A 25,591-nucleotide genomic window follows, 5' to 3' on the forward strand; every position below is an offset into this window, starting at 1 on the left:
CGTCGTTCCCGCGAAGGCGGGAACCCAAAGTTCTGCAAGCATTGCGATTGCGCTGGCAAACTTGGGTCCCCGCCTGCGCGGGAACGACGAAAGGTTTATTACTGACCCAGCAGGTGAGCGACGCCGGCGCGCTCTTCGTTCAGTTCGTTCAGCGTGTGGTTGATGCGCTCTTGCGAGAACTGGTCGATCTCCAGGCCCTGCACGATCTTGTACTCGCCGTTCTCGGTGGTCACCGGGAAGCCGAACACGGTGCCTTCCGGGATGCCGTACGAACCGTCCGACGGGATGCCCATGGTGGTCCACTTGCCGTTGGTGCCCAGCACCCAGTCACGCACGTGGTCGATCGCTGCGTTGGCGGCCGAGGCTGCCGACGAGGCGCCGCGGGCGTCGATGATGGCGGCGCCGCGCTTGCCGACGGTCGGCAGGAAGGTGTCGCGGTTCCAGACGTCGTCGTTGATCAGGTCCTTGACCGACTGGCCGTCGGCGGTGGCGAAGCGGTAGTCGGCGTACATGGTCGGCGAGTGGTTGCCCCACACGACCATCTTCTCGATCGAGCCGACCGGCTTGCCGGTCTTGGCGGCGACCTGCGACAGGGCGCGGTTGTGGTCCAGGCGCAGCATGGCGGTGAAATTCTTGGCCGGCAGGTTCGGGGCCGACTTCATGGCGATGTAGGCGTTGGTGTTGGCCGGGTTGCCGACCACCAGCACTTTCACGTTGCGCGAAGCGACGGCGTCCAGCGCCTTGCCCTGCACGGTGAAGATCTGGGCGTTGGCTTCCAGCAGGTCCTTGCGCTCCATGCCCGGGCCGCGCGGACGGGCGCCGACCAGCAGGGCCACGTCGGCATCCTTGAAGGCGGTCATCGGGTCGCTATGGGCGGTCATGCCGGCCAGCAGCGGGAATGCGCAGTCGTCGATTTCCATCATGACGCCCTTGAGCGCCTTCTGTGCCTTCTCGTTGTCGATTTCGAGCAGCTGCAGGATGACCGGCTGGTCCTTGCCCAGCATGTCGCCGTTAGCGATACGGAACAGCAGGGAATAGCCGATCTGGCCGGCCGCGCCGGTCACGGCGACGCGCATTGGGGTTTTAGCCATGATGAATCTCCAAAGGGGTTCGGGGAAAATACTATGATACCAAAAGCGAATCGGTGGTTCGGGCACCGAGTCGACCGCGAGTGTAGTCCTCCCATATTCCATCTGTCAATTCATATCATATGTCTTATATAAGACACCTAATCTTTACTTCCCCGCACTGGACGCAGAGGGGGATTTGTGAAAAAATCGCGGACTATGAACCAGGTCCCGTCCAATCCGAACAGCAATGGCGCCGCTAGCAACAGCAATGCGGGCAGCGCCGGAGGCACCTCCGGAACGGGCACGTCCCAGGCGGGCGCTTCCCCTACCTTTTCCCCGCTGTACCAGCAGATCAAGGCCCTGATCACCCAGAGCCTGCAGTCGGGCGAGTGGAAGCCGGGCGAACTCATCCCCAGCGAAGTCGATCTGGCCGGCCGCTACAAGGTCAGCCAGGGCACGGTGCGCAAGGCGATCGACGAACTCGCGGCCGAGCACCTGGTGGTGCGGCGCCAGGGCAAGGGCACCTTCGTGGCCAGCCACAACGAGGCGCGCGCCCACTTCCGTTTCCTCAAGCTGGTGCCCGACGAGGGCGTACCCCATCCGCTGGACCACCAGTACCTCGAAGTCAAGCGCATCCGTGCGCCTGCCGAGGTGGCGCGCCTGCTCGACCTGAAGTCGGGCGACGCGGTGGTCTATATCAAGCGCGGCATGTCCTCCGAGGGCGTGCCGACGATCCTGGAAGAGCTGTGGCTGCCGGGCCAGCTGTTCAAGGGGCTGACGGCGGAGCGCCTGGCGGAATACAAGGGGCCGATGTATGGCCTGTTCGAATCGGAATTCGGCACCCGCATGATCCGCGCGACGGAAAAGGTGCGCGCGGTGGCGGCGGATGCCGGGGCGGCCGAGTACCTGAAAGTGCCGGAAGGCACGCCGCTGCTGTGCGCGGACCGGGTCTCGTACACCTATGGCGACAAGGCGGTGGAATTGCGCCGCGGTCTGTACCTGACCGCATCGCATCATTACCAGAATGAATTGTCCTGAAGAGTTTTTGTACAAGTTCTATGCTGGTGCAGGAATCGCATTGAGCGAGTAAAATGGATTGGTTTTGGGAAAGCGAAGACGAGGCCCGGTCGACGTTCCCCCGGAGTCGGAAACGGCGCCGGAGCAGGTCGCAAAATCGATGAAACTGGGGTCGATCACTAATAGAGTATTAAGGGAGGTGTTGCAATGTCCGAAGCCGTGAGAGAGGCTCAAAAGAAGGGCCGGCCGGTAATCCGTAATGTCGACTTTGGCGATATCACGTACCGGGGTTACTACAAACAGCCGCCGTCGGCGATCGTGTCCATCCTGCACCGCGTCAGCGGCGCCGGCCTGTTCCTGTTCCTGCCGTTCCTGCTCTGGCTGTTCCAGGAAAGCCTGCGCTCGGAAATCTCGTTCGCGCACTTCGCGGGCGTCGTCAGCCACCCGTTCACCAAGATCATCATCCTGGGCCTGTCGTGGGCCTACCTGCACCACTTCTGCGCCGGCGTGCGCCACCTGTTCATGGACAACCACATGGCCCTGGACAAGGATGCCTCGCAAAAGACCGCGCGCTGGGTGCTGGTCGTCAGCCTGGCGCTGACCGTGCTGGTCGCCCTCAAACTGTTCGGAGTGTTTTAAATCATGCAATCCACCAACACTAAAAAGAATATTGGACAGCGCCGCCTGGTCGTCGGCGCCCACTACGGCATGCGCGACTGGCTCGCCCAGCGCCTGACCGCAATCCTGATGGCGGTGTTCACCATCGTCCTGCTGGTTTCTTTCCTGACCGGCCAGAATTTCACCTACGAAGGCTGGGCCGGGCTGTTCTCGCGCCAGTGGTTCAAGCTCTTCACCATGGTCACCCTGTTCGGCCTGTTCTACCACGCATGGGTCGGCGTGCGTGACATCTGGATGGACTACGTCAAACCGGTCGGTATCCGCCTGACCCTGCAGACCCTCACGGTGTTCTGGCTGCTTGCCTGCGCCGCCTGGACTGTGCAAATTCTCTGGAGCGTTTAATCGTGGCAGCATTTAATTCTTCCATCCCCACCCGCCACTTCGACGTGGTGATCGTCGGCGCCGGCGGCTCCGGCCTGCGCGCAGCACTGCAGCTGTCGGAAGCTGGCCTGAACGTGGCCGTGCTGTCGAAAGTCTTCCCGACCCGCTCGCACACCGTGGCCGCCCAGGGCGGCATCGGTGCTTCGCTGGGCAACATGAGCGAAGACGACTGGTACTGGCACATGTTCGACACCGTCAAGGGCTCGGACTACCTTGGCGACCAGGACGCGATCGAATTCATGTGCCGCGAAGCGCCGAAAGTCGTGTACGAACTGGAACACTTCGGCATGCCGTTCGACCGCAACCCGGACGGCACCATCTACCAGCGTCCGTTCGGCGGCCACACCGCCAACTTCGGCGAGAAGCCGGTCCAGCGCGCCTGCGCGGCCGCCGACCGTACCGGCCACGCACTGCTGCACACCCTGTACCAGCGTAACGTCCGCTCGCGCACCCACTTCTTCGTCGAGTGGCAGGCGCTGGACCTGGTCCGCAACGCGGACGGCGACGTGCTGGGCGTGATGGCGCTGGAAATGGAAACCGGCGACGTGATGATGCTGCAGGCGAAGACCACCGTGTTCGCCACCGGCGGCGCCGGCCGTATCTTCGCCGCGTCGACCAACGCATTCATCAACACCGGCGACGGCCTGGGCATGGCGGCGCGCGCCGGCCTGCCGCTGGAAGACATGGAATTCTGGCAGTTCCACCCGACCGGCGTGGCCGGCGCGGGCGTCCTGATCACCGAGGGCGTGCGCGGCGAGGGCGGTATCCTGATCAACGCCAACGGCGAACGCTTCATGGAGCGCTACGCGCCGACCCTGAAGGACCTGGCGCCGCGCGACTTCGTCTCGCGTTCGATGGACCAGGAGATCAAGGAAGGCCGCGGCGTCGGCCCGAACAAGGACCACGTGCTGCTGGACCTGCGCCACATCGGCGCGGACACCATCCGCAAGCGCCTGCCGTCGATCCTGGAAATCGGCCACAAGTTCGCCAACGTCGACGCGACCAAGGAACCGATCCCGGTGGTCCCGACCATCCACTACCAGATGGGCGGCATCCCGACCAACATCCACGGCCAGGTCATCGCACCGGACGGCACCGGCGGCCAGAAGATCGTCAACGGCCTGTACGCGATCGGCGAGTGCTCCTGCGTCTCGGTGCACGGCGCGAACCGCCTGGGCACCAACTCGCTGCTCGACCTGGTGGTGTTCGGCCGCGCGGCCGGCAACCACATCGTCGGCCAGAACCTGAAGGCGCAGGGCAACCGCGCGCTGCCGAAGGACTTCGCCGACTACGCGCTGGACCGCCTGAACCGCCTCGAGACCTCGACCGGCGGCGAAAAGGTGCAGCACGTGGCCAACGACATCCGCGCCACCATGCAGAAGTTCTGCGGCGTGTTCCGCACCCAGGCGCTGATGGACGAAGGCGTCAAGGAAATCATGAAGCTGGACGAGCGCCGCAAGCACGTCTCGTTCAAGGACAAGTCGAAGGTGTTCAATACCGCCCGCATCGAAGCGATCGAACTGGACAACCTGATCGAAGTGGCGAAGGCGACCATCGTCTCGGCCGCGGCGCGCAAGGAATCGCGCGGCGCCCACGCCCACAGCGACTTCCCGAACCGCGACGACGAGAACTGGATGAAGCACACGCTGTTCTTCTCGGAAGGCAACCGCCTGGAGTACAAGCCGGTCATCACCAAGCCGCTCACGGTCGACACCTTCAAACCGAAGCCCCGTACGTTCTAAAAGATAAATTAGGTAAAACATGGCACGCACTGTCCAACTGAAGATCTACCGCTACGATCCGGACAAGGATTCGAAGCCCTATATGCAAGACATCACCGTCGAGTTGAAAGACACCGACAAGATGCTGCTCGACGCACTGCAGCGCATCAAGTCCGACGTCGACGACTCGCTGGCCCTGCGCCGCTCCTGCCGCGAAGGCGTGTGCGGTTCGGACGCGATGAACATCAACGGCAAGAACGGCCTGGCCTGCACCACTAACCTGAACGAGCTGACCCAGCCGATCGTGCTGCGTCCGCTGCCGGGCCTGCCGGTGGTGCGCGACCTGATCGTCGACATGACCAACTTCTTCAAGCAGTACCACTCGATCAAGCCGTTCCTGATCAACGACTCGATCCCGCCGGAGAAGGAACGCCTGCAGTCGCCGGAAGAGCGCGAAGAGCTGGACGGCGTGTACGAGTGCATCCTGTGCGCCTGCTGCTCGACCTCCTGCCCGTCGTTCTGGTGGAACCCGGACAAGTTCGTCGGCCCGGCCGGCCTGCTGCAGGCCTACCGCTTCATCGCCGACTCGCGCGACGAAGCGACCAACGAGCGCCTGGACAACCTGGAAGACCCGTACCGCCTGTTCCGCTGCCACTCGATCATGAACTGCACGGACGTGTGCCCGAAGGGCCTGAATCCGAACAAGGCGATCGGCAAGATCAAGGAATTGCTGGTCCGCCGCGCGATCTAAGTAGCGAGTTGGTGCGTGGGCATGTTCGGTTTGGAGCCCCCGGCTCCAAACCCCCACCGTACGGTTTCCGCATCGCGATCCATCACGTAGGGTGGGCACCCCGTGCCCACGATCTTTCCATAAATATAGTAAAACTACCGTACTGCCCTTCGTTGGCAGCCGGAGTATAGTGTTGACCGAACAACGGACTCTAGTGTGAAAACGCATCAATCCGACCCCGCCAACCGTGCCCGCCTGCGCTGGCGCGCACGCCGGGGCCTGCTCGAAAACGACCTGATCCTCACGCGCTTCCTGGATGCGCACGAAGAGGAATTGACGGACGAAGAAGTCGATGCGCTGACCCGTTTGCTGGACCTGGCGGACAATCCGCTGATGGACCTGCTGCTCGGGCGCGCCGAGCCCGAGGGCGAGGTCGACCTGCCGCACGTGCGCGCTTTGGTGGCGCGCCTGCGGCAAGCGTAACGAAACCTTGGTTTTCGTTTTTTTGTATACCACCTCCCACAGAAGGAAGTGCCATGAATACCTCTGATACCAAAGCCACCCTGTCGTTCTCCGACGGCAGCCCGTCGGTAGACATGCCGATCTACAAAGGCACCATCGGCCCGGACGTCATCGACATCCGCAAGCTGTACGGCCAGACCGGCAAGTTCACCTACGACCCCGGCTTCATGTCGACCGCCTCGTGCAACTCGAGCATCACCTACATCGACGGTGACAAGGGCGAGCTGCTGTACCGCGGCTACCCGATCGAGCAGCTGGCCGTCAATTGCGACTTCCTGGAAACCTGCTACCTGCTCCTGAACGGCGAACTGCCGAACGCCGAGCAGAAGGCCACGTTCGAGAACACCGTGACCCGTCACACGATGATTCACGAGCAGATGAACTTCTTCTTCCGTGGCTTCCGCCGCGACGCGCACCCGATGTCGGTGCTGGTGGGTACCGTCGGCGCGCTGGCGTCGTTCTACCACGACTCGCTGGACATCAACGATCCGAAGCAGCGCGAGATCTCGGCGATCCGCCTGATCGCCAAGCTGCCGACCCTGGTTGCCGCCGCCTACAAGTACTCGATCGGCCAGCCGTTCATGTACCCGCGCAACGACCTGTCGTACAGCGCGAACTTCATGCACATGATGTTCGGCAATCCGTGCGAAGAGTACAAGGTCAACGACGTGCTGGTGCGCGCCCTGGACCGCATCCTGATCCTGCACGCCGACCACGAGCAGAACGCATCGACCTCGACCGTCCGCCTGGCCGGTTCGTCGGGCGCCAACCCGTTCGCCTGTATCGCAGCCGGCATCGCCTGCCTGTGGGGCCCGGCGCACGGCGGCGCCAACGAAGCCGCCCTGAACATGCTGAAGGAAATCGGTTCGGTCGAGAACATCCCGGCCTTCATCGAGAAGGTCAAGGACAAGAACTCGGGCGTGAAGCTGATGGGCTTCGGTCACCGCGTGTACAAGAACTTCGACCCGCGCGCCAAGCTGATGCGCGAAACCTGCCATGAAGTGCTGGAAGAGCTGGGCCTGCAGGACGACCCGCTGTTCAAGCTGGCCATGGAACTGGAAAAGATCGCCCTGAACGACGAATACTTCGTGTCGCGCAAGCTGTACCCGAACGTCGACTTCTACTCGGGCATCGTGCAGTCGGCCCTGGGCATCCCGGTCTCGCTGTTCACCGGTATCTTCGCGATGGCCCGTACCGTGGGCTGGATCGCCCAGTGGAACGAAATGATCGCCGACCCGGAACAGAAGATCGGCCGTCCGCGCCAGCTGTTCGTCGGTTCGCCGCGCCGCGACGTCCCGACCATCGACAAGCGCTGATTCCGCTTCAGTCGTGATCAAGAAGCGAGCCTGCGGGCTCGCTTTTTTTCCGTTCCTGTCTAAAATATACGGTGTATAAATAAGGAGAGGCACATGATCACAGGACACGTATTCATCGCCACCAGCCTCGACGGCTACATCGCCCGCCCGGACGGCGACATCGGCTGGCTGCTGCAGCGCGACGACCCGGGCGAGGACCACGGCTACGACGACTTCATCGCCGACAAGGATGCCATCGTGATGGGCCGCGCCACCTATGAAAAGGTGACGGAATCCGGCGAATGGCATTACGACCGCCCGGTGCTGGTGCTGTCGAAGCAGTTGAAGGACAGCCCCGTGCCCGCGCGCCTGCAGGGAAAGGTGCGTTTCACCGGCCTGGCGCCGCGCGAAGCGATGCGGGAGCTGGCGCGCCAGGGCGCGCGCAAGGTCTACGTGGATGGCGGCCGGGTGGTGCAGTCTTTCCTGCGCGAAGGGCTGATCGCGGACATGGTCGTCACGACGGTGCCGGTACTGATCGGCGCCGGCCGTCCGCTGTTCGGCGAACTTCCCGGCGACCGCGACCTGGCCCTCGTGTCCAGCCGCAGCTTCCCGTCCGGCCTGGTGCAGTCGACCTGGCGCGTGCTCGCGTGAACCGCCCGCGCGGCCGCCCCACGCGTGGGCAGGGCGTCACCCTCGATGCCATCCTGGACGCCGCCCTGGTCCTGCTGGAACAGGATGGCGGGCGGGGCCTGAGCATGCGCGCCCTCGCTGCGCGGATGGGCCTGACGCCGATGAGCCTCTACCATCACGTCGAGGACCGCGCCGGCCTGCTGCGCGCCCTGGCCGAGAAAGTGTATGGCGGCGTGCTGGACGAGGCCGCGGGCCCGCCGGACGCCATGGCGGCGGTCCGCGAGCTGCTGGTCCGCTACCACGACGCCGTCGGCAGGCATCCCCAGCTGACCCTGGCGATCTTCGCCGAGCCGGCGGCAATGGCCGGCACCGCACGGCGGATCACCGAACGCCTCGGTGGCCTCCTGGCAGCGCTGGCGCAGGAGAGCATCCTGTGGCGCGACATCCTGGTCGACCATGCCCACGGCAGCGGCCTGGCGCTCGGCGCCTTCCACGCCGATCCGCGGCAATCGGCGGCCCTGCGCGAGCAGTACCGGCGCGCCCTGGATGCCTTGCTGGCGCAGTTTGCCGGCGGGGCCTCCGCACGGTCCGCCTGAACGTCGCCACGATCGCCCAACACGGCTATACTGGGATCACCAACACCGTTCGTCGCCGCCAATGTCCCACCCCGCCGTTCATGCCTGCTGTCAACGTGCGCCCCTGCACGAGGGAGCAAGGCTGCTGCACGCGCGGTTTTTCCCGCGAGATCTCGCCCGGCCCTCCTGGGCTCGGTAGGACCAGGCCGCCCGCGCGGCCGTCCTGCCGAGCCTGTTCCAACGACACACCCGGCCGTCGCCGACAGGCGCTGGCCAACCGTCTTGCTGGTGTATTTTTTTACAGGAGTCGTACATGAGACCAAACATCACCGTATCTTCCCTCGACATGGCGCGCCTCGAAGCGCTGTTCGACGAATTGCCGACCGCCCATGGCGACGCCGATTTCCACCTGATGGACGAGCTGGGCCGGGCCGACGTCGTCGATCCGGAGGAGGTGGCGCCGGACGTCGTGACGATGAACTCGACGGTGCGCTTTGCCATCGACCAGCCGCCGCGCGAGTTCTGCATGACGCTGTCCTATCCGAAGGACGTCGCGTTCGGCAGCGACCGGCTGTCGGTGCTGTCGCCGATCGGCAGCGCCCTGATCGGGCTGTCGGTGGGCGACACGATCGAATGGGCGCGTCCCGGCGGCGAACTGTTCAGGCTGACCGTGCTGGAGTTGATGTACCAGCCGGAGCGGGCGGGGGAGTTGCACCGCTGATGCGATGCGTGCAGTAAAGAAAAACGGCTGCCGGATCGCTCCGGCAGCCGTTGCCTCGATGAGGTGTCGCTGAAGATTACACAGCGTAATACGGCTCGACCGTGCCCTTCAGCTTGATCAGCATCGGACGGCCCTTGCGGTCCATGACCTTGCCGGCGGCAACCTTGATCCAGCCTTCGCTGACGCAGTATTCCTCGACGTCGGTGCGCTCTTTGCCGTTGAAACGGATACCGACCGGGTGCTTGAAGACCTCCGCGTTGTGGTGCGGGCTACGCGGGTCGATCGACAGGTGGTCGGGCAGGGGAGGGAGTTGGGTAGTATCGTTCATGGTTCGACATTATCCACGATTCCCGATCCGGCCTCAATTGCACTTGCCGCGCACGATGGCGGCGAGCCAGAAGGGAATCGCGAGCTGGCCGCCGACGCCGATGCCGTAGGTCTGGCCGGCGAACTTGAACGCCAGGCTGTGCGGCTGGAATTTCATCGCATCCGGGTGCAGGCAGTCCGGTTTTTCCGCCTCGGAAAACGCACGCTCGAATTTGCGGTAGGCGTCGCCGCTGAGGGCTTTCTCCGGACGCAGCCTGCCGCCGGCCGCCTGCTCGGCCAGGGTCTCGCGCACGGCCTTGTCGATCACCTCGTCCGTCAGGCGCAGGCTCAGCGGCGTTTGCGGCGCGGCCACCTTGTGGTCTTCCAGTTGCTGGGCCATCGCCTGCAAGGGCGCCAGGCCCAGTCCCACCACCGCCATCCAGGTCCACGCTTTCATCGCCTGCCCATGAAGTTGTCGCGAAACCAACTGTACATGAGTTATTGAACAAGCGTTTTATCTTGCACATTTCGTTACATTTCCAACATACAATATAGGCACGATTGCAACCTGCCGAGGTCCCGATGACACGCATCCTTGCCCTGCTGGCGGCCATGTGCCTGCTGGCCGCCAGCCCCTTCGCCGCTGCCGGCAACTATTACGACAACACGGGGCGCAGCGATGTGCTGTCCGGCGGCGTGCGCATGATCCCGGTCGTCACGCCGAAGGGCACGTTCAAGGTCTGGACCAAGCGCGTCGGCAACAACCCGACCATCAAGGTCCTGCTGCTGCACGGCGGCCCCGGCGCCACCCACGAATACTTCGAAGCCTTCGACAGTTACTTCCCGGGCGCCAGCATCGAGTACTACTACTACGACCAGCTCGGCTCGGCCTACAGCGACAAGCCGGACGACCCCTCGCTGGTCGACCTGCCGCGCTTCGTGGAAGAGGTCGAGCAGGTGCGCAAGGCGCTCGGCCTGAGCAACAGGAATTTTTATTTGCTGGGCCATTCCTGGGGCGGCATCCTGGCGGCCGAGTACGCGCTCAAGTACGGCCAGAACCTGAAGGGCCTGGTGATCTCGAACATGATGATGAGCATCCCGGCCTACAACCGCTATGCCGATACCGTCCTCATGCCGGCCATGGACCAGAAAGCCCTGGCCGAGATCAAGCAGCTCGAAGCGGCCGGGAAGTACGAGGATCCGCGCTACATGGCGCTGCTGATCCCGAACCACTACGAGCACCACGTCCTGCGCATGCCGGCCGACCAGTGGCCCGAGCCGGTGCAGCGCTCGTTCGCCCACATCAACCCGAAGATCTACGTGCCGATGCAGGGGCCGAGCGAGCTGGGCGCCCACAATGCGAAGCTGGAGCACTGGGACCGCGTCGCCGACCTGCCGAAGATCGCGGTGCCGACCCTGGTCATCGCCGGCCGCCATGACACCATGGACCCGGCGCACATGAAGATGGTCTCGCAGAAGGTGAAGCATGGCCGCCTGCTGATGTGCGAGGAGGGCAGCCACATGTCGATGTACGACGACCAGAAAACCTATTTCGCCGGCCTGATCAAATTCCTGCGCGACGTCGATGGAGGACGCTTCCCATGATGCACACCACCCTGAAATCCCTGTTGCTGGCCTGCTGCCTGTGCTTCGCCGGCCTGGCCCAGGCCGCCGGCCTCGACCCCGCCCTGGTAAAGCAGGTCAACGCCTTCGTCGACGAATGGCATGACGACGCGGCCCACGCGCGCATGGCCTATTTCGACAAGATGGCGCCGGATGGCGTCTACATCGGTACCGACCGCAGCGAGCTGTGGCGGCGCGACGCGTTCAAGGCCTGGGCCCGCAAATACTTCGAGGGCAAGAAGTCGGCCTGGTCCTTCCATGCCACCCGGCGCAACGTCTACGCATCCGAGGACGGCAAGCTGGTCTGGTTCGACGAGCTGCTCGACACCCCGAACATGGGCCACTGCATGGCCAGCGGCGTGATCCGCAGGACCGGCAAGGGCTTCGAGATCCTGCACTACCAGCTGTCGATGGCGGTGCCGAACGGGATCGCCAAACAGGTGACGGAACTGGTGCGCCAGGCCGAGGCGGCGCCGGCCAGGTGAGCAGGACCGCCCGCCGAGGGCGAGCGTGCCGTGCGATTTCTTAGGGCTATCGTTTCGTCCCCCTGGCACAACAGATAGCCCTGGCTTTCGTGACAGTTCCCGGGGCCTCGTCTAGAATAGTTGCTCTAAACCAATTTGCAATCCTTCGTAGAAATAATCTATGCGGGCTTACGCGGGAAGAGTCGCTCCATGGGAACCTACTACGACATTGCACACTGGCGCTCCAGGGTCTTCGCATCCCTGCTGTCGCACGTGGCCGTCCTCGGTACGCTGGTGGCCATTCCCAGCATCGGTCTCTCCATCAGCGGCCGGGTCTGGCCGGTGGCGATCATGGACAGCGTCGCGCTGGGCTGGGTGCTGGCGCTCTGGCGCCTGCCGCGCCTGCCCTACACCTTCCGGGTCCTGAATTTCCTCGCGATCCTGTACCTGACCGGTATCGGCCTGATGCTCACCATCGGCCCGGTCAGCCAGATCTTCCTGATGGCGCCGCCCGTGCTGGGCGTGGTGCTGCTGGGGATGCGGCCGGCGCTCGGCGCGCTCTGCCTCAGCGGCGCATCGATCTTCTTCCTCGGCCTGGCCGGCTACGCCAGGCTGTACGTGGCGGACCTGGAAGAACACGCCTTCCTGCCGTGCATGATCGTCACCCTGAACTACCTGTTCGTCGGCGCGCTCATCACCCTGACCTGCGACGGCCTGCTGAAGCGCCTGGACAAGTCGATGGAAGACCTGGCGCGGACCGCCGATTCGCTCGAAGAAGGCCACGCCAGGCTGCACGAACTGAATGCCGAGCTGCGCCTGACCTCGGCCGCGGTGGCGCGCCTCAACGACATGGTCGTGATCGCGAAGGCCGTCGATGGCGAGGGCGCCGAACAGCCGATCATCTTCGCCAACGACGCCTTCGTGCGCCGCACCGGCTATGCGCGCGAGGACCTCGTCGGGCGCAGCATGCGCATGCTGCACGGTCCCGACACCGACCCGGAGGAATTCGCGCGCGTCCTCGATGCCGTGCGGCGCGGCGAAGCGGTGACGGCCGAGCTGGTGAACTACACCAGGCTAGGCGACAAGTACTGGGTCGAGATGGAGATGGTGCCCTTCGCCGGCGAAGGCGGCCGCAACACGCACTGGGTGGTGGTCGGACGCGACATCACCGAGCGCCGCAACGCCGCCGACGCCATCCACCGCCTCGCGTTCTACGATGTCCTGACCGGGCTGCCGAACCGGCGCCTGCTGATCGAACGGCTCGACGCGATGGTCGCGCGCGCACATGCGGGCGCCGGCCTGGGAGCGGTGCTGTTCATCGACCTGGATAACTTCAAGACCATCAACGACGCGCGCGGCCATGCGATCGGCGACGTCATGCTCAAGCACGCGGCCGCGCGCGTCGCGGGCGTACTGCGCCAGGGCGATACCGTGGCGCGCCTGGGCGGCGACGAGTTCGTGGTCGTGCTCGAAAGCCTGGGCCGGGATGCGGAGCGCGCCACCGGCGCGGCGCGGATGATCGCCGAAAAGATCCGCAGCGCCCTCGCCGAAGACGTCGAGATCGGCGGCCAGCCCTACCATGCCTCGGCCAGCATCGGCATCGCGCTGCCGCTGGGCAGCGGGGTGACCGGGCACGACCTGCTGCGCAAGGCCGATACCGCGATGTACCACGCCAAGGTCGCCGGGCGCAACGGCGTGACGCTGTTCGAAACCGGCATGCTGGCCGAGGCCGAACGCAAGCTGACCCTGGAGCGCGACCTGGCCAGCGCGATGGAGAACGGCGAGCTGTCGATGCACCTGCAGCTGCAGATCGATCACCGGCGCGCGCCGGTGGGCGCCGAGCTGCTGATGCGCTGGCGGCGCGCGGACGGCACGCCGGTCTCGCCGGACGTGTTCATCCCGGCGGCCGAATCGAGCGGCCTGATCGTCCCGCTCGGCCAATGGGCGCTGCGCCAGGCCTGCCACTATTGGCTGCGCCTGGAGCAGGCCGGCCATCCGCTGCCGCTGTCGGTGAACGTCAGCCCGCTGCAGTTCCGCCAGCCGGATTTCGTCGCGCAGGTGCGCGCGATCCTGCTTGAAACCGGGGCGCCGGCCAGCCAGCTGATCTTCGAAGTCACCGAAGGCCTGCTGGTGAACGACCTGAACGAAACCATCGCGCGCATGCACGAGCTGGCGCAAATGGGGATCCGCTTCTCGATCGACGATTTCGGCACCGGCTATTCGAACCTGGCCTACCTGAAGAAGATGCCGCTGTACGAACTGAAGATCGACAAGAGCTTCATCCGCGACACCCCGGGCGACGCCAACGGCACCGCCATCGTGCAGTCGATCCTGGCGATGGCCGACCACCTGGGACTGCGCGTGGTGGCGGAAGGGGTCGAGACCGCGCAGCAGGCGGACTTCCTGGCGGCCAACCGCCAGCCGGCGATGCAGGGCTTCCTGTTCTCGCGCCCGGCGCCGCTCGACGACTTCATCGTGCATTTGCAGGACTGGCAGGCGCCGGCCGGCGCCCTGGCCTGATCAGGGCCTGATCACGGCCTGCGGTCGAGGCTGGCGAGGGCCTGGCGGCCGCTGTCCAGCGTCGGCAGCAGCTGCACGCCGGCCGGCGCGTCGAGCCGCGCCACGCCGGCGCCGCCGGCCCACAGCGCGACCTCGGCCGGCAGGGCCAGGCGCAGCTGGGCCAGCACCGCCGCCACCTGGCGCCACGGATAGGAGGCCGAAAACGACAGCGCGACCACTCCTGCGCCATAGGCCGACGCCGCGCGCGCGATGTCGACCAGCGGCGTCGCGGTGCCAAGCGAGATGCAGCTCGCGCCGTCCAGCGAGAGCAGGGCTTGCGCCATCAGCAGGCCCAGGCCATGCGCTTCGCCGGGGACCGTGGTCAGGAGGATGCGCGGGCCCTGGCGCGGGGAAGGCAGGTCGGCGATCGCCTGGCGCAGCAGTTGTTGCGCCGCCTCCGTATAGAAATGTTCGTCGAAGACGTCGAAGCTGCCGTCTTCCCAGCGCGCGCCCACCGCCGCCGTGAGCGGCACGATGGTCTGTTCGATGAAGCGCTCCAGCCCCTGGCGGGCCAGGGCCTGGCGCAGCGCATGCTGGAACGTGGCCGGTTCGCGCGCGCCGATCAGTTCCAGCAGCTGCGCGATCGCGCCGGACTGCGCGTCGTCCGCCGCCGCGCGGGGCTCCGGCGCCGCCAGCGCGGCCAGTTCGTCGGGCGCCAGCGCGGCCAGGGCCCCGGGGCGGTGGCCCTGGTCCATCAGGCGCTTCATGGTGCGCAGGCGCTCGACCTGGTCGGCCGGGTAGCAGCGTTCGCCATGCGCGTCGCGCACCGGCTGCGGGAAGCCGTAGCGTCGTTCCCAGACCCGCAGCACGTCCTTGGACAGCCGGGTCTCGCGCTCGACGGCGGCGATACTGAGGTTGGTCGATGTGGTCATGGTCGTCATGGGTCGCCTATTCTAGCCGCTTGCCGTTTCGTCCGCGATCACGCTCCAGTCGGCGGGCTTGCCCAGCGCGCCGCGCGGGATGCGCCGGCCCAGGGTGAACGCCTTCGGCCGCTCCGGCGCCGCCAGCCTGGCATCGGTCCAGCCGCGCAGTTCCTGCGTGAAGAGGTCCGGCGCGGGAGCGCCCGGGCGCGGCACCACGAAGGCTTTCAGGCGCAGCCCCTCGTCCGGGCGCATCAGGCGCACCGCCGCGTCCTCCACCTGCGGATGCGCCAGCAGGACCTGGCGTACCCGCTCCGGAAACACGTTGATCCCGCCCACCTGGACCGCAGCGTCGCCCCGCGCGCCCACGGTGAAGCGGTCGGCGCCGCACCATGCCAGCTGGTCCTGCGGGCGCAGCGTGCGGGTCTCGCCGCCGGGGCCGCGGCGCAGCAGGGCGTCGCCGCCGTCCGGCGCGCGTTCGAGATAGGGCAGCAGCCGGTACGGGTCGCGGTGCGAGGCGCGCCATCCGAGGCCGCCGGTCTCGGAAGCGCCATAGACCTGGACCAGCGACGCCAGCCCGGCCGCCGCGGCCCGCTGCGCCACCGCGTCGGGACAGGGCGCGGTCGAACTGGCGCCGACCACGTCTTCCGGGAAACGCGCGTCCGCGCCGAGCGCCGCCTGCCAGAACTGCGGGTGGCCGACCACCAGGTCGCCGGGCAGGGCATGGCGGGCCAGCTGCGACGGCAGGCGCGCGCGCACGCAGACGACCCGGGCCGGATCGAGGCCGAGGTGGCGCGGCAGCAGCACGCCGAACAGGAAGCCGTAGATGTGATGGCTGGGCACGGCCAGCAGCAGGCGCCGGCGCCCCGGGAACAGCGCGGCCAGGCTTGCCGCTTCCTGCTCCAGCGCGGCGAGGGCATGGTCGCAGCGTTTCGGTTCGCCGGTGCTGCCCGAGGTGCGGAAGGTCAGTTCGCCGTCCCAGTGCTGGAGGGCCGCGCCGGCGATGTCGAGCCAGCCGGCCAGCGTGCGGCGCGCCAGCAGGTAGTCTTCGAGCCCGCTGCGCTGCATCTGCAGGGCTTCCGCCAGCCTGCCCGCCAGCTGCAGCAGCTCCAGCGAGTCGACGCCGAGGTCGTGCTGCAGCGACAGCGATGCGGTCCAGCCGCTCGGCAGCAGCAGCGGCTCGTGGCGCAGCGCCGCCAGCTCGCCCGCCACCAGGTCGGCGACGAAGCGCAGCAGCGCGGCGCGGTCGGCCCACCACGGGGCGGACGGGGTGCCGGGCGCGTGCATGGCTTACAGGCGCTTGACGAAGATCCAGAAGGTGCCGTCGCTGATCGCTTTCTTCATATGGATCTTCACCTTGGTCGGGGTCATCTTGTAGTCGAACACGTACTCGAACATGGTGTTCAGGTCGTTCGAGCGCACGCCGGCGTCGAACACGCCCTTGAAGCGGGCCGTGTTGGTGCAGGGCGCGACGTCGCGGAAGAAGTTGGTGCCGATCACGGCGCTGGCCTGGCGGCCGGTAATCTGCGCCTCGGCCTGGTTGTAGCGCAGGACCTTGCCCTGGGCATCGAGCTGGATGGCGCCGAAGGCCAGTTCATCGATCTGTTTGCCCGACAGGCGCGACAGGGTGTTGTCGATGTCGCCCTTGCCAAAGGTGATCACGTTCAGGGTTGACTGCATGATGTTCCTTGATGGGGTTGAGGTGGTTCTTTAGTTTGTCTAGGACAAAACAATTATATATTGCTCTGGAGGAATTGCAATAGGGTTGCGTTCAGCCGTGTCAATCCATGTTGTCCAGGACAAGAATGAGGAAGATGGGGCCGGCCGGACGCCGCCCGCCGGCCTGTGCTAAGGTTGCGTTTTTCGAACATCCGCAACCCCCAGGCCAGCCGTGAGCACGACCCCATCCAGCCCCTACGTCGGCCGTTTTGCGCCGTCTCCCACCGGTCCGCTGCACGCCGGCTCGCTGGTGGCGGCCCTGGCCAGCTACCTGGACGCGCGCGCCAACGGCGGCCGCTGGCTGATCCGCATCGAGGACATCGACGAAGGCCGCGCCGTGCCCGGCGCCGCCGGGACCATCCTCGAGCAGCTGGCCTGGCTGGGCATGCATTCGGATGGCGAGATCGTCTGGCAGAGCCGGCGCAAGGACCTCTACCAGGCCGCGCGCGAGCGGCTGGCGCAGCATGTCTACGGCTGCGGCTGCAACCGGCGGGAGATCGCCGATTCGCGCCTGGGACTGGGGCCGGACGGCGCGGCGATCTATCCCGGCACCTGCCGCCAGGGCCTGGCGCCGGGCCGCGAGGCACGCAGCCTGCGCCTGCGGGTGCCGGAACCGGGCGCGGACGTGATCGGCTTCACCGACCGCTTCGCCGGGTACCAGGAACAGCGGCTGGCGCTGGAATCGGGAGACTTCGTGCTCAAGCGCGCCGACGGCTACTGGGCCTACCAGCTGGCCGTGGTGGTGGACGATGCGGAGCAGGGCGTCACCGACGTGGTGCGCGGCGCCGACCTGCTCGACTCGACCCCGCGCCAGATCTACCTGCAGCGCCTGCTCGGGGTGCCGACCCCGCGCTACCTGCACGTGCCGGTGGTGCGCAACGCCGACGGCGAAAAGCTCTCCAAGCAGACCGGGGCGCTGGCCATCCTGCCCGCGGCCCACGGCCATTCGGAAGAGGCGGCCGTCGCCGCCCTGCGGCAGGCCGCCGGCTTCCTCGGGCTGCGCCTGGCTGCACCGGCGGCATCGATCGTGACGCTGGCCGCGTTCTGGCAGCAGGCAGTCCCGGCCTGGGCCAGCCTGCTTGCCGAACGCGGCGCCCTTCTTCCGGCCTAGCTTCACGCCAGGCCGAGCACCTCCTTACTTCTGCCAGCCCGCTTCCAGAAGCCGCCGGCGGCCAGCCCACAGCAGGGCGGCCAGGCCGCTTGCCAGCAGCGCCCACTCGGCGGGTTCCGGCACCGGCGCCGCCACCAGGAAACCGCGGATCTCGCCTGCCGGATGGGCGGTGGTGTGGATGTTGACATAGGCTTCGTTGGCATTGATGCCGTCCACCAGGGCCGATGCCGCGCCGGACGCCGTGCCGCCATGCGCCTTCAGGAAGGCCGGGTCATAGGACGCTGCGTCGTACAGCGGGATCGCCCTGGTGTAGTCGCCGGCGTGGACATCGGCCGGGAAGTCGGTGAACGGCATCGCGATGGCCGCCGTGCCGGTGAAGGCGCTGGTGGTGCAGCAGTGGATGTGGGCGGCGGTCGCGCCGCCGACCAGGTCGCGGAACGGCATGTCGACCATCAGGTTGCTGGCGCCGATGTCGATCGTCACCAGGCTGTTGCCCGGCGAGCCGTTGGGCGGACTCTCGGCCGGGCCGCTGGCAACGGCCCGGTAGGTCTGGGCAAAGGCCGGCGTGGCCAGGACCGCCGTCGCCGCCAGTGCTAGAACGGACAGAATTTGTTTCATGGAATACCTCCTGTTGAACAGAGTCTCTGCAACACACCCCGTCCTGGGATGTGATCAAAAACTTAGCACCGGAGGATGGGGTGGACTCGCACCATACGGCTGAGATTTTGCCCTCGGGCGACTGAGAAATGGAAAGCTGGGCATAATTAACCGATTGACCAGAGATTCATTAATGATGAGATACAGGTTTTTGGCCCTGCCCCTGCTTTTCGTATCATGCCTGGCCCATGCCCAGGACGCTTCGCTGCTGGCCGGCGGGATGCGGGTCGACCAGGACGCCGACGACACCTCCTTCGCCGTCGCCCTCGGCTACACGCACCACCTCAACAACTACCTGTCGGTGAGCGCCGATTACCTGAACGAGGGCCATCCGCGGCTGCACCACCGCGACGGCCTCGGCGCCCAGCTGTGGCTGCACACGCCCGTGCCCACGCGCGGCTGGTCGTTCGCGGCCGGCTTCGGCCCCTACTATTACTTCGATACCACCACCGGCAACGGCTCCCTGGGCGACTACCGCAACGAGCACGGCTGGGGCCAGCTGATGAGCGTGAGCGCCAAGTACCACCTGGCCTCGAACGCCTACCTGGAGACGCGCCTGGCGCATACCCACGGCATCACCTCGCACGACACCACCATGCTGCTGTTCGGCGCCGGCTACGAGCTGCGCAACCTGCCGCGCGATATCCGCCTGCAGAACGCGGAGAAGGGCGACAACCTGGTGATGCTGCTGGCCGGGCGCTCGATCGTGAACAGCTTCAAGTCCGAAACCGCGACCTCGACCGGCCTGGAATACCGCCGCACGGTGAATCCGAACCTCGAGTGGAGCGTGATCCTGATGAACGAAGGGAAGGTCGACGTGGCCGAGCGCAAGGGCGTGTCCGGCCAGGTGTGGCTGCTGCGCCCCTTCACCGAGCGCACCGTGCTGGAGATGGGCTTCGGCGCCTACGCCATGCGCGACCAGCTCGACCGCACCGATCCGCACGCCGAGCGCGACAACCACGTGGCGCCGATCGCCTCGATCGGCATGCGCTACCGCATCAGCGACAACCTGCGCGCCCAGCTCACCTGGAGCCGCGTGATCACTAGCTACGAGCGCGATTCCGATGTGTTCTTGCTGGGCGCCGGCCTGGCGTTCTAACGCGAGGAACGGCTCTTTTTCATGATCGTGATGCTGCCGTCCGCTTCGAGGAAGGCGCACTGCATCTCATGGCGGGCGCAATCCGCTTCGCGCAGCGCCTGCTCGATATCGATTTCGCCGATGCGGTTGCGATGCATGATCTTGTCGAAGAAGACGCCGTCGCGCCCGATCAGCAGCACATCGCCTTCGACGAAGGCTTCCACTTTCCGGCTGCGCGCCGACAGCAGCCCGATGCTGCCGTTGAGCACGATCAGTGTCGCTGCAATGATCAGGCCGCCGCTCACGGAATCGTCGCCGCCGGACAGTCCGTTCGACACCGACTCCGACAGCAGCATTACCACCAGCAGGTCGAACGGCGTGAACTGGCCGATGGTGCGGCGCCCCGACAGGCGCACCATGACCAGCAGCGCCAGGTAGATCATCGCGCCACGGGCAATAAACTCCCACCAGGGAAGATCCATATCGAACATGGCGGCCTCTTGAATATCGATCCGATGTGGAAATGATAGTGTCAAGAGGCCAGTTCGACTGTTCGGCAGGGAACACAGGACGAGGGCCGCCCGCGGCGCCCGTCGCGCTCAGCCGGCGGCCGGGGCCACGTAGTGCGCGTCCCGGGCGACGATCCGCACCGCGGTTGCGCAATAGTCGCGGAAGCCGATGCGCAGGTAGAGCTTGTGCGCGGCCTCGTTGTCGCGCATCACGTGCAGGAAGGGCGTCTCGCCGCGCAGCAGCTGGCGCCGGATCAGCTTCAGCATCAGGCGGCGCGCGTAGCCGCGGCCCTCGTAGCCGGGGCGGGTGCAGACGCCGCTGATCTCGCGCAGTCCGGGCGCGGCCATGCGCTCGCCGGCCATGGCGATCAGGCGCCGGCTGCCCATGTTTCCCTCGTCGAAGTAGCCGAAGTAGTCGCCCAGTTCGATGGTGCGCGGGCCGAAGGGGCCCGGGCGGGTGAGCATCGCCAGGTCCAGCGCCCGCGCCGCATCGTCGGTCCCGAGCGGCACGGCATCGGGCGCCTCGTCGGCCTCCGGCATGGCGCCGTCCCAGACCATGCGCATCATGGTCGACTCGGCTTCGATGCGCCAGCCGCTTGGCGCCGGGCCCGTCCAGGCATCGCAGTAGAAGCGCTCGCCGGACTCGCAGAAGGGTTCCAGCGCTGCGAAATCCGGTTGCTGCGGATCGGAAAAGCCGACGATGGGCGAGAAGCCCTGGGCATAGCGCCTGGCGCGGTCGGTGCCGCTCGACAGGTGGGAATGCGTGCCGCTCAGGGTGTTCCAGAAGATGTTATCGAGCAGGTGAGCCATGGATGTCTTACGTTGTCTTGTCCGGATGGCGCGCGCGCCAGGCGGCCAGCGCCTGTTCGTAATTCTCGAGCGCAATCTGGTACATGTCGAACACACAATGGACGCAGCCGGTGCCGCAGCAATCCTCGAGTGCCGGTTCTTTCGGCGGCTGCGGGCGCGGGTCGGGTTCGGGTGGAAGTGGGAGGTCGGTCACGGTTCCTTGCCGCCGCTGTTTTCGCCGCTCAGGATGGCCTGGATTTCCTCGCGGTCCTTCTTGCTGACGTGGCCGCGCAGGGCGGCCAGCACCAGCGCCTTGCCGGAGCCGGAAAAGGCCTTGGCGATCAGTTCGCTGACCAGGCTGGTCTGCAGGTTTTCCTGCGGCTGGGCCGGCGCATAGACGTGGGCGCGCTGGCTTTCATCGCGCAGCAGCAGTCCCTTGCCATGCATTAATTGCAACAGGCGCAACACGGTCGCCGCCGTCAGATCGGGGCGCTCGGCCGCGATCGCCTCATGGACCTGCCTGGCCGTGGCGGGACCGGTCTGCCAGAGGACGCGCAGCAGTTCCAGTTCGGATGGGGTCGGTTTCGGTGGTGCGGCGGGATGCGACATGCGGTCCAGCATACCCGCTCCGGCCGCGAAAGTCGAGGCGGCGGACGGCCGGGCGGCCCTGTCCGCGCCTCGTCGGCTTACTCGTGCAGCGCGTACTCGCGCAGCGAAAACACCATCTTGCCGTCGTGCCGCTGGCAGACGCCGGTCATGGTTTCTCCCGCACGCAGGGTGATGGTCAGGCGGCTGCCCGGCGTCTTCGCGGCGCACTCGGCGTGGGCGCTGTCCGGCACCGGCGGCACCTTCGGCGGCGGCGGCGGGGCGGGCACGGCCGGCGGGGACGGTGGGGCGGGCGGCGCGGGCGGCGCCGGCATGGCGGCGTCGGGCGTGTACGCCATCGCGTCATCGGGCGCCGGCGGGGCTGGCGGCGCAGGAGGGGCCGGGGGGCGCGGCGGCTTCGGCGGCTTGGGCGGCGGCGGGCAGTTGCCGTCGGCCTTGCAGTTGACGTAGACGTGGACGTCGGCCAGGCCGGCGCCGGCGGCGCCCGACAGCAGGGCAAACATCAGGATGGCGGCAGTGGTTTTCATGGTGTTCTCCTTGGATTCGGAAGCTGCATGATGCGACCCGAATGTGGAGAAAAAATGAAGGCGCTGTTCGCATTAAGTGTGGGATCTTTTCGGCAAGCGACCGGTCCAACGTCAACCTGAACCGTTGACGGAGGCGCCATGCAAACCCGGCAGTTCGAGCAATTTCTCCAGCGGCTACCGAGCCTCACCCGGCGCCAGCGCGGCCGCCTGCTGGCGCTGCTGCAATCGGCGGCCGGGCTGGACCGGGCTCTCGACGTCATCGAACAACCCGGGCAGGCGCCTTGCTGCCCGCGCTGCCAGGCCGATCGCCCTTATCTTCACGGCCATGCGAATGGCCTGCAGCGTTATCGCTGCCGCACCTGCTTTCGTACGTTCAACGCACTGAGCGGCACGCCGCTGGCCCGGCTGCGCCATAAATCCCGCTGGCTCGACTACCTCGACGGCATGCTCGACTCGCGCAGCGTGCGCCGCGCGGCGCTGGAAACGGGCGTCGCCAGCGCCACCAGCTTTCGTTGGCGGCACCGGTTTCTCAGCGTAACCAAGGACGATCGGCCCGAGCGGTTAAAGGGAATCGCCGAGGCCGACGAGATGTATGTGCGCGAATCGCACAAAGGCGCCAGGAAACTCGACCGCCCGCCACGAAAACGCGGCGGCAAAGCGTCAAAGCGCGGCATCTCGAACGAGCAGATGTGTATTTTGGTCGCACGCGACCGCAGCGGGCAGACGATCGATGCCGTCACCGGCAAGGGTGCGCTGCGCAAGCAGCATTTGCTCGAGCACCTGGGGCCGCGCCTGGAGCCGGACGTGCTGCTCGTGACAGACAGCCACACCGCTTATCCGGCATTCGCCCGTGAAGCCGGGATCGCCCATGAAGCCGTGAACGTGAGCGCGGGGATCCGCAAGCGCGGCGCCCTGCACATCCAAAACGTGAACGCCTATCACAGCCGCATGCGTGCCTGGCTGGTGCCTTTCCGCGGAATTGCCAGCCGCTACCTGTCCCACTATTTCGGTTGGGGCTGGGCGCTGGACGGGCAACGCATTGCCAGCCCGGATGCCTTCCTGAGAGCGGCGCTGGGCAGATTCCACACTTAATGCGAACAGCGCGAAAATGAAGAAGGCGGATTTGTGCCTGGGAGTCACAAATCGCCGTGTCACAGATCAAAGCGGTAGCCGAGTCCGTAGATCGAATGGATCGCCTCCACGCCCGGCAGCGCCGCGTCCAGCTTGCGCCGCAGGTTCTTGACATGGCTGTCGATGGCGCGGTCGGCCACGTCCAGGTTGGCGTTGCCCTCGCGCGCGGCGTCGAGCAGCCGGGCGCGCGAAAACACCTGGCCGGGCCGGCGCGCCAGCGCGGCCAGGATGCCGTATTCGGTGGGCGTCAGCTCGAGCGGCCGGCCGTTGATGCGGATGCGGCGCGCGGCTTCGTCGACCTCGACCGCGGGCGCCGCCGGCGCGGCGGCGGGCGCAACGCGGCGCAGGATGGCCTTGATGCGGGCCATCAGCTCGCGCGGGCTGAACGGCTTGCACAGGTAGTCGTCGGCGCCGAGCTCCAGCCCGAGCAGGCGGTCGACCTCGTCGACGCGCGCGGTCACCATCACGATCGGCAGCGCGGAAAAACGGCGCACTTCGCGGCACACCGACAGCCCGTCCAGGCCGGGCAGCATCAGGTCGAGCACCACCAGGGCCGGCGGGCTGCGCCGGATCGCCTCCAGGGCCAGGGCGCCGTCGCCGAACACGGTGGCCGCGTAGCCGGCGGCCTGCGCATAGTCGGCCACCAGCGCGGCCAGTTCGGGTTCGTCCTCGACGATGAAGAGTTCGGTGTTCATGGCTTGTCGGTGAGGGGCATCGCGATCGTGGCGCGCAGTCCGCCCAGCGGCGAATGCGCGAACGTGAGCCGGGCGCCCTGCGCTTCCAGCAGGCGGCGGCACAGCGCCAGGCCGAGGCCGGCGCCGCCATGCGCGCGGCTGCGCGAGGCGTCGACGCGGTAGAAGCGCTGCGCCAGGCGGGCCAGGGCCTCGTCCGGCACCCCGGGCGCGCTGTCGTCCAGGTGCAGGCGCAGCAGCGCGCCGTCGGTCTCGGCGCCCAGGGCCACGCTGCCGCCGGCGGCGCTGTAGCGCAGGCTGTTCTCGAGCAGGTTGTCGAGCACCTGGCGCATGCGGTCGGGATCGGCCAGCACGACCGATCGGGGCGGCGCCGGGCCGACCTCGAGCGCCAGGCCGGCCGCCTGCAGGCGCGCTTCGAAGGTCCTGGCCTGCACGCCGGCCAGCTGCCACAGGTCGAGGCGTTCCGGACGGATGTCGAGGGCCTGGATGTCGGCGCGCGCCAGCGTGTACAGCTCGTCGATCAGCTTGTTCAGGGCCAGCACCTGGCGCAGCATGGCGTCGACGGTGTCCGGGCCGGCCTTGCGCACGCCGTCCTGGATCGCCTCGAGCTGGGCGCGCAGCACGGCGAGCGGGGTGCGCAGCTCGTGCGAAGTGTCGGCCACCCACTGGCGGCGCGCGCTCTCCGCGCGTTCGAGCTGCTGCGCCAGGGTGTTGAAGTGGCGCGCCAGTTCGCCCAGTTCGTCGCTGCGGCCCGCGGGCAGGCGCACGTCGAAGCGGCCCTCGGCCAGCATGCCGGCGCCGCCCGCCAGCGCGCGGATCGGGCGGCGGAAGTGGCGCGCCAGCAGGGTCGCGGCCAGCGCCGAGAAGGCCACGGCAAAGGCCAGGATCCACCACAGGCTGGCGCGCAGCTGCTCCAGGAAGGCGAGCGCCATGGCGTCGCTCGGACGGTGGCTGCGCGCCACGCCGAGGTAGCCGACGGTGCGGCCGTTCACCTCGACCGGGCGGCGCGCCAGCGGGAGCGCATCGGGCTCGCGCCCGGCCAGGTAGCGGCCGTCGGCATCGAGCAGGGTGATGCGCTGGGGCAGGGACGCATCGACGCCGGGCTCCTGCCCGGTCGACGGGGCGACGCGCGGCGCCGGCAGGGGCGGCAGCGGCGGCGCGGGAGGCTGGGGCGGAGCAGGCGGCTCGGCCGGGGCGGCCGGGGGCGCCGGCGCGACCGGGTTGGCGAGCGCCGCAGGGACGCCGCGGCCCGGGGCATGCGCGGCCGGGGTGCGCGGGACCGGTGGCGCCGGTGGCGCCGCCAGGGCCGCATCGTCGCGTTCGCGCTGCAGGCGTTCCAGCTCGCGCGCGATCCAGCGCTGCCGGCCCTCGCCGGCGGGCAGGAAGGTCCAGCCGCCATGGCCGCGGTACTGGCGCGCCAGCGCGCCGGACAGCTCTTCCAGGCGATCCAGCTCGATCCCGACCGCGTAGTCGCCGAAGCCCGCCAGCACGTTCTGGCGCAGCAAATAGACGGCGCCCGCCGCCACCGCGAGGATCGCGAGCAGGACGGAGGCGAACAGGCGGTGGCCGATCGAGATCTTCAAGGTGTCATTAATAATTGGCAACGAGCCATTCTAGGGC

The 25,591-nt window shown here is 67.0% G+C and carries 30 protein-coding genes; 16 read left to right on the forward strand and 14 right to left on the reverse strand.

From position 1 onward, the window contains the following. Positions 1-98: 98 nt before the first annotated feature. Positions 99-1,091, reverse strand: a complete 993-nt coding sequence (locus AC3A6M_RS15515) for a malate dehydrogenase (RefSeq protein ID WP_487853617.1) — start codon at positions 1,089-1,091, stop codon at positions 99-101. A 195-nt stretch (positions 1,092-1,286) separates the two neighbouring features. On the opposite strand from AC3A6M_RS15515, the gene AC3A6M_RS15520 reads away from it, so the two are divergent. The 10 genes from AC3A6M_RS15520 (at position 1,287) to rnk (ending at position 9,340) form a co-directional block, all read left to right on the forward strand. Continuing rightward, positions 1,287-2,108, forward strand: a complete 822-nt coding sequence (locus tag AC3A6M_RS15520; protein WP_487853618.1) for a GntR family transcriptional regulator — start codon at positions 1,287-1,289, stop codon at positions 2,106-2,108. Positions 2,109-2,294: 186 nt separating this feature from the next. Continuing rightward, entirely contained in the window at positions 2,295-2,726 is a 432-nt protein-coding gene (sdhC, locus tag AC3A6M_RS15525; protein WP_487853619.1) for a succinate dehydrogenase, cytochrome b556 subunit, read from the forward strand. Between the two features lie 3 nt (positions 2,727-2,729). Then, the gene (gene sdhD / locus AC3A6M_RS15530; protein ID WP_487853620.1) at positions 2,730-3,107 is read left to right on the forward strand and encodes a succinate dehydrogenase, hydrophobic membrane anchor protein; all 378 of its coding nucleotides are present in this window, start codon (positions 2,730-2,732) and stop codon (positions 3,105-3,107) included. A 2-nt stretch (positions 3,108-3,109) separates the two neighbouring features. Then, entirely contained in the window at positions 3,110-4,888 is a 1,779-nt protein-coding gene (sdhA, locus tag AC3A6M_RS15535; RefSeq protein ID WP_487853621.1) for a succinate dehydrogenase flavoprotein subunit, read from the forward strand. A 19-nt stretch (positions 4,889-4,907) separates the two neighbouring features. Further along, positions 4,908-5,618 carry a succinate dehydrogenase iron-sulfur subunit gene (locus AC3A6M_RS15540; RefSeq protein WP_296945243.1) on the forward strand — a complete coding sequence of 237 codons (711 nt, stop codon included), beginning with the start codon at positions 4,908-4,910 and terminating at the stop codon, positions 5,616-5,618. A gap of 195 nt (positions 5,619-5,813) precedes the next feature. Next, on the forward strand, positions 5,814-6,080 hold the full coding sequence (locus AC3A6M_RS15545; protein WP_047823985.1) for an FAD assembly factor SdhE: 267 nt from the start codon (positions 5,814-5,816) through the stop codon (positions 6,078-6,080). Positions 6,081-6,133: 53 nt separating this feature from the next. Beyond that, entirely contained in the window at positions 6,134-7,435 is a 1,302-nt protein-coding gene (gene gltA / locus AC3A6M_RS15550) for a citrate synthase (protein ID WP_487853622.1), read from the forward strand. A 93-nt stretch (positions 7,436-7,528) separates the two neighbouring features. After that, a complete protein-coding gene (locus AC3A6M_RS15555; protein WP_487853623.1) occupies positions 7,529-8,065 on the forward strand; it encodes a dihydrofolate reductase family protein in 537 nt (178 codons plus the stop codon). After that, positions 8,062-8,640 carry a TetR/AcrR family transcriptional regulator gene (locus tag AC3A6M_RS15560; RefSeq protein WP_487853624.1) on the forward strand — a complete coding sequence of 193 codons (579 nt, stop codon included), beginning with the start codon at positions 8,062-8,064 and terminating at the stop codon, positions 8,638-8,640. The genes AC3A6M_RS15555 and AC3A6M_RS15560 overlap by 4 nt, the downstream gene beginning before the upstream one ends. Before the next feature lie 292 nt (positions 8,641-8,932). Then, positions 8,933-9,340 carry a nucleoside diphosphate kinase regulator gene (rnk, locus tag AC3A6M_RS15565; protein ID WP_487853625.1) on the forward strand — a complete coding sequence of 136 codons (408 nt, stop codon included), beginning with the start codon at positions 8,933-8,935 and terminating at the stop codon, positions 9,338-9,340. Between the two features lie 76 nt (positions 9,341-9,416). Here the strand turns inward: rnk and AC3A6M_RS15570 are convergent, their stop codons facing one another. Beyond that, positions 9,417-9,668, reverse strand: a complete 252-nt coding sequence (locus AC3A6M_RS15570) for a DUF3297 family protein (RefSeq protein WP_487853626.1) — start codon at positions 9,666-9,668, stop codon at positions 9,417-9,419. Between the two features lie 33 nt (positions 9,669-9,701). Beyond that, on the reverse strand, positions 9,702-10,103 hold the full coding sequence (locus AC3A6M_RS15575) for a hypothetical protein (RefSeq protein ID WP_487853627.1): 402 nt from the start codon (positions 10,101-10,103) through the stop codon (positions 9,702-9,704). A 125-nt stretch (positions 10,104-10,228) separates the two neighbouring features. On the opposite strand from AC3A6M_RS15575, the gene AC3A6M_RS15580 reads away from it, so the two are divergent. From AC3A6M_RS15580 to AC3A6M_RS15590, 3 genes are all read left to right on the forward strand, one after another. Continuing rightward, positions 10,229-11,251 carry a proline iminopeptidase-family hydrolase gene (locus AC3A6M_RS15580; RefSeq protein ID WP_487853628.1) on the forward strand — a complete coding sequence of 341 codons (1,023 nt, stop codon included), beginning with the start codon at positions 10,229-10,231 and terminating at the stop codon, positions 11,249-11,251. Beyond that, complete coding sequence (locus AC3A6M_RS15585) at positions 11,248-11,754, forward strand: nuclear transport factor 2 family protein (protein WP_487853629.1); 507 nt, start codon at positions 11,248-11,250, stop codon at positions 11,752-11,754. The genes AC3A6M_RS15580 and AC3A6M_RS15585 overlap by 4 nt, the downstream gene beginning before the upstream one ends. A gap of 189 nt (positions 11,755-11,943) precedes the next feature. Next, positions 11,944-14,253: a putative bifunctional diguanylate cyclase/phosphodiesterase gene (locus tag AC3A6M_RS15590; RefSeq protein WP_487853630.1), complete on the forward strand. Its 2,310-nt coding sequence runs from the start codon at positions 11,944-11,946 to the stop codon at positions 14,251-14,253. Between the two features lie 11 nt (positions 14,254-14,264). On the opposite strand, the gene AC3A6M_RS15595 is transcribed toward AC3A6M_RS15590, so the two are convergent. The 3 genes from AC3A6M_RS15595 to pyp are packed head-to-tail and all read right to left on the reverse strand — an operon-like array spanning position 14,265 to position 16,832. Then, positions 14,265-15,173: a MerR family transcriptional regulator gene (locus AC3A6M_RS15595; protein ID WP_487853631.1), complete on the reverse strand. Its 909-nt coding sequence runs from the start codon at positions 15,171-15,173 to the stop codon at positions 14,265-14,267. A 12-nt stretch (positions 15,174-15,185) separates the two neighbouring features. Continuing rightward, the gene (locus tag AC3A6M_RS15600) at positions 15,186-16,439 is read right to left on the reverse strand and encodes an AMP-binding protein (RefSeq protein WP_487853632.1); all 1,254 of its coding nucleotides are present in this window, start codon (positions 16,437-16,439) and stop codon (positions 15,186-15,188) included. Positions 16,440-16,442: 3 nt separating this feature from the next. Next, positions 16,443-16,832: a photoactive yellow protein gene (gene pyp / locus AC3A6M_RS15605; protein ID WP_487853633.1), complete on the reverse strand. Its 390-nt coding sequence runs from the start codon at positions 16,830-16,832 to the stop codon at positions 16,443-16,445. Between the two features lie 211 nt (positions 16,833-17,043). Here pyp and gluQRS point away from each other — a divergent pair, with 211 nt between their 5' ends. Next, positions 17,044-17,982, forward strand: a complete 939-nt coding sequence (gene gluQRS, locus AC3A6M_RS15610) for a tRNA glutamyl-Q(34) synthetase GluQRS (protein WP_487853634.1) — start codon at positions 17,044-17,046, stop codon at positions 17,980-17,982. 24 nt (positions 17,983-18,006) lie between these two features. Here the strand turns inward: gluQRS and AC3A6M_RS15615 are convergent, their stop codons facing one another. Continuing rightward, a complete protein-coding gene (locus AC3A6M_RS15615) occupies positions 18,007-18,600 on the reverse strand; it encodes a CHRD domain-containing protein (RefSeq protein ID WP_487853635.1) in 594 nt (197 codons plus the stop codon). Between the two features lie 190 nt (positions 18,601-18,790). Here AC3A6M_RS15615 and AC3A6M_RS15620 point away from each other — a divergent pair, with 190 nt between their 5' ends. Further along, on the forward strand, positions 18,791-19,738 hold the full coding sequence (locus AC3A6M_RS15620; RefSeq protein WP_487853636.1) for a hypothetical protein: 948 nt from the start codon (positions 18,791-18,793) through the stop codon (positions 19,736-19,738). On the opposite strand, the gene AC3A6M_RS15625 is transcribed toward AC3A6M_RS15620, so the two are convergent. From AC3A6M_RS15625 to AC3A6M_RS15645, 5 genes are all read right to left on the reverse strand, one after another. Then, complete coding sequence (locus AC3A6M_RS15625) at positions 19,735-20,208, reverse strand: DUF421 domain-containing protein (RefSeq protein WP_487853637.1); 474 nt, start codon at positions 20,206-20,208, stop codon at positions 19,735-19,737. The two genes, AC3A6M_RS15620 and AC3A6M_RS15625, sit on opposite strands and share 4 nt — an antisense overlap. A gap of 108 nt (positions 20,209-20,316) precedes the next feature. Beyond that, entirely contained in the window at positions 20,317-21,036 is a 720-nt protein-coding gene (locus tag AC3A6M_RS15630) for a GNAT family N-acetyltransferase (protein WP_487853638.1), read from the reverse strand. A 7-nt stretch (positions 21,037-21,043) separates the two neighbouring features. Continuing rightward, a complete protein-coding gene (locus AC3A6M_RS15635; RefSeq protein WP_487853639.1) occupies positions 21,044-21,229 on the reverse strand; it encodes an oxidoreductase-like domain-containing protein in 186 nt (61 codons plus the stop codon). Next, positions 21,226-21,636, reverse strand: coding sequence for a BlaI/MecI/CopY family transcriptional regulator (locus tag AC3A6M_RS15640; RefSeq protein WP_487853640.1), 411 nt, complete (start codon positions 21,634-21,636; stop codon positions 21,226-21,228). The genes AC3A6M_RS15635 and AC3A6M_RS15640 overlap by 4 nt, the downstream gene beginning before the upstream one ends. A 65-nt stretch (positions 21,637-21,701) precedes the next feature. Then, positions 21,702-22,148 (reverse strand): hypothetical protein, encoded by a 447-nt coding sequence (locus tag AC3A6M_RS15645; RefSeq protein WP_487853641.1) that lies wholly within the window; start codon positions 22,146-22,148, stop codon positions 21,702-21,704. Between the two features lie 138 nt (positions 22,149-22,286). Here AC3A6M_RS15645 and AC3A6M_RS15650 point away from each other — a divergent pair, with 138 nt between their 5' ends. Next, positions 22,287-23,240: an IS1595 family transposase gene (locus AC3A6M_RS15650; protein WP_487853642.1), complete on the forward strand. Its 954-nt coding sequence runs from the start codon at positions 22,287-22,289 to the stop codon at positions 23,238-23,240. 59 nt (positions 23,241-23,299) lie between these two features. Here AC3A6M_RS15650 and AC3A6M_RS15655 read toward each other — a convergent pair whose 3' ends face one another. Both AC3A6M_RS15655 and AC3A6M_RS15660 read right to left on the reverse strand, forming a co-directional pair. Next, entirely contained in the window at positions 23,300-23,974 is a 675-nt protein-coding gene (locus AC3A6M_RS15655; protein ID WP_487853643.1) for a response regulator, read from the reverse strand. Continuing rightward, entirely contained in the window at positions 23,971-25,575 is a 1,605-nt protein-coding gene (locus tag AC3A6M_RS15660) for an ATP-binding protein (protein WP_487853644.1), read from the reverse strand. Before AC3A6M_RS15660 ends, AC3A6M_RS15655 begins: the two co-directional genes overlap by 4 nt. Positions 25,576-25,591: the final 16 nt, after the last annotated feature.

Source organism: Telluria sp. Soil_C_11 (genome assembly GCF_057657395.1).